The organism is Helicobacter pylori (assembly GCF_003638305.1).
Classification (GTDB): Bacteria; Campylobacterota; Campylobacteria; order Campylobacterales; family Helicobacteraceae; genus Helicobacter; species Helicobacter pylori_DJ.
Genome location: NZ_MVYP01000026.1, coordinates 1 through 2,673 on the forward strand (window position 1 = coordinate 1; position 2,673 = coordinate 2,673).

Annotated in this window: 2 protein-coding genes; one reads left to right on the forward strand and one right to left on the reverse strand. The window is 42.4% G+C overall.

Translation table 11 applies throughout. The annotated features are described in order from the left end of the window. Window positions 1–141 precede the first annotated feature (141 nt). Window positions 142–1,194, reverse strand: a complete 1,053-nt coding sequence (locus EAL04_RS07800; RefSeq protein ID WP_120974476.1) for a type II asparaginase — start codon at window positions 1,192–1,194, stop codon at window positions 142–144. A 76-nt stretch (window positions 1,195–1,270) separates the two neighbouring features. Here EAL04_RS07800 and EAL04_RS07805 point away from each other — a divergent pair, with 76 nt between their 5' ends. Next, the gene (locus EAL04_RS07805; protein WP_120974478.1) at window positions 1,271–2,602 is read left to right on the forward strand and encodes an anaerobic C4-dicarboxylate transporter; all 1,332 of its coding nucleotides are present in this window, start codon (window positions 1,271–1,273) and stop codon (window positions 2,600–2,602) included. Window positions 2,603–2,673: the final 71 nt, after the last annotated feature.

Here is a 2,673-nt window from a genome sequence, read left to right on the forward strand (position 1 = left end):
GAAAAATCTCCTTTTTAAAATAGGGGGAGCTTCATCAAATCTATTTTGATAGTTATCAATATTTGATGAAAATAAAGCCAAAAACAAAATAAACCAAATCACCCAGTTATCTTTGATAATCGGGTGATATAAGAGAATCGTTTAATACTCTTCAAACATTTCTTGGATTTTTTCTTTATTGTTTGTTTTAGTTAAAGCGAGTTGTAAAAGCACTCTGGCTTTTTGAGGGTTTAAATTATCGCTTGTGATAAAGCCATAAGCCTTGTCATCAGTCTCGCCTGAAGTAATTTCACCACTGCCTACCCTGCTAGAACGAACAATAACCACCCCCATTTCGCTCGCTTCTTGCATCGCTTTTAAAAACCCAGCGCTCACATTCCCATTACCCACCCCAGCTATCACAACGCCTTTTGCATGCGAGTTTAGGCTTGCTTGGAATAGATCAAGGGTCATGCCAGCATGCGTGTAAATAATATCCACTTTAGGCAAGGGGGTTTTGAGTTGTGAAAGGGTAAATTCGCTCTCTGTCGTGTGCTTTCTCAAAGGCTGCATGTAATAACGCACTTTACCATAATACACGCTCCCTATCGCGCCGCTATTTAAGGCTTTAAAGGTGGAAGTGTGGGTGGTGTGCGTTTTAATCGCTTCCCTAGCGCTAAAAATACTATCATCCATCACCACCAACACGCCCTTATTCGCGCTTTTTTCATTAACCGCTACGCTCAGCGCGTTATACAAATTCAAAGCGCCATCCGCGCTCAAAGAAGAAGCGTTACGCATCGCTCCCACTAACACCACCGGTTTTGTGGAGCGTAAAACCAAATTTAAAAAATACGCACTCTCTTCTAAAGTGTCCGTGCCATGCGTGATGACCACGCCTTGAATGCGACTATCGTCTAGCAATTCTTGGGCGCGTTTGGCGAGTTTGAACCATATTTCTTCATTCATGTCTTGTGAGCCGATATTAGAAATCTGCTCCCCTTGAATGCGAGCGATTTTGTTGAGACTAGGGATAGCCTTCAAAAGCTCTTTGATGCCTAACTCACCACTTTTATAGCTACCTGAACTCGCGCTCGCGCCGCTCCCTGCAATCGTCCCCCCTGTCGCTAATAAAGCAATGGTAGGTAAATTTTGAGCCATGACTTGCCCTTTCAAACAAAGTAAAAGAATCAAAAATTTCAAAAACATTCTCATTATAGACTACCTTTTGAAATTTAAAAGATTTTATAGTATAGTAAAACATCGTTAAAAATAAATTTAAAAAGGGTTAATGGTGGATGCCTTTTTTCAAATTATCGTGTTACTTTTTTCGCTTTTTTTAGGGGCAAGACTAGGGGGCTTGGGAGTGGGCTATGCGGGGGGCTTGGGCGTGCTTGTTTTGTGCTTATTTTTGGGGCTAAACCCGGGCAAAATCCCTTTTGATGTGATTTTAATCATCATGGCAGTCATTAGCGCTATCAGTGCCATGCAAAAAGCGGGGGGATTAGATTATTTAGTCCAAATCGCTGAAAAAATTTTAAGGAAACACCCCAAGCAAATCAACTATTTAGCGCCGAGCGTGGCGTATTTTTTAACGATACTAGCCGGCACCGGGCATACGGTTTTTTCTTTGATTCCGGTGATTGTGGAAGTGAGCCAGAGCCAAAACATCAAACCCAAAGTGCCCTTAAGCTTAGCAGTAGTCTCTAGTCAAGTCGCTATTACCGCAAGCCCGGTGAGCGCAGCGGTGGTGTTTATGAGCGGTATTTTAGAGCCTTTAGGGGCAAATTATCTCACCCTTTTAATGGTTTGGATTCCTACGACTTTTTTAGCATGCATGCTCACGGCGTTTATTATGGGTTTTACTGATTTGAAATTAGATAGTGATCCGCATTATTTAGAGCGTTTGAAAATGGGCAAAATTTCGCCCCCTATGATGAAAAAAGAAAAAGAAACCTCAAAAAGCGCGAAATTATCGTTATGGATTTTTATCGGCGGGGTTGTAGCGATCGTTTTTTATGCGAGCGCGATTTCTAAAAATATCGCTTTGATTAGCCCGGTAGTTTTAGGCAGAGATCAAGCGATTGTGTCTTTCATGCTGAGCGTGGCGACTTTAATTGTGATTTTTTGCAAAATCAACGCTAATGAAATCGCTCATTCAAGCGTGTTTAAATCCGGCATGCAAGCGTGCGTGTGCGTGTTGGGCGTGGCGTGGTTAGGCGATACTTTTGTGAGCAATCATATAGATGAGATCAAGCGATACGCTTCGTTTTTGATCGCTGATTACCCGTTTTTATTAGCCGTAGCGCTTTTTTTGGCTTCCATGCTTTTGTATTCGCAAGCTGCCACCTCTAAAGCGCTCATCCCAAGCGTGATCACAGCCTTAGGCATTAGCGCTAACCATACAGAGCATTTGTATATTATCGTGGCTTCTTTTGCGAGCGTTTCGGCGTTGTTTGTGTTACCCACTTACCCCACTTTACTAGGAGCGATCGCTATGGATAACACCGGCACCACTAAAATGGGCCGTTATGTGTTTGATCATGCGTTTTTGATCCCTGGGGTTTTAGTCGTGTTTTTGAGTGTGGCGTTAGGGTTTGTTGTCGCGCCGTTGGTTTTGTAGATTTCATCACCAACGATAAAAGCTTGACGATTTTTCTAAACACCCCTTAAAAAAGAGGGTTTAAACCATTT

What these genes read in the sequence shown, in the direction of transcription:
- EAL04_RS07800 (WP_120974476.1), bottom strand. Translation starts at nt 1,194, where the DNA reads ATGAGAATGTTTTTGAAATTTTTGATTCTTTTACTTTGTTTGAAAGGG.
- EAL04_RS07805 (WP_120974478.1), top strand. Translation starts at nt 1,271, where the DNA reads ATGGTGGATGCCTTTTTTCAAATTATCGTGTTACTTTTTTCGCTTTTT.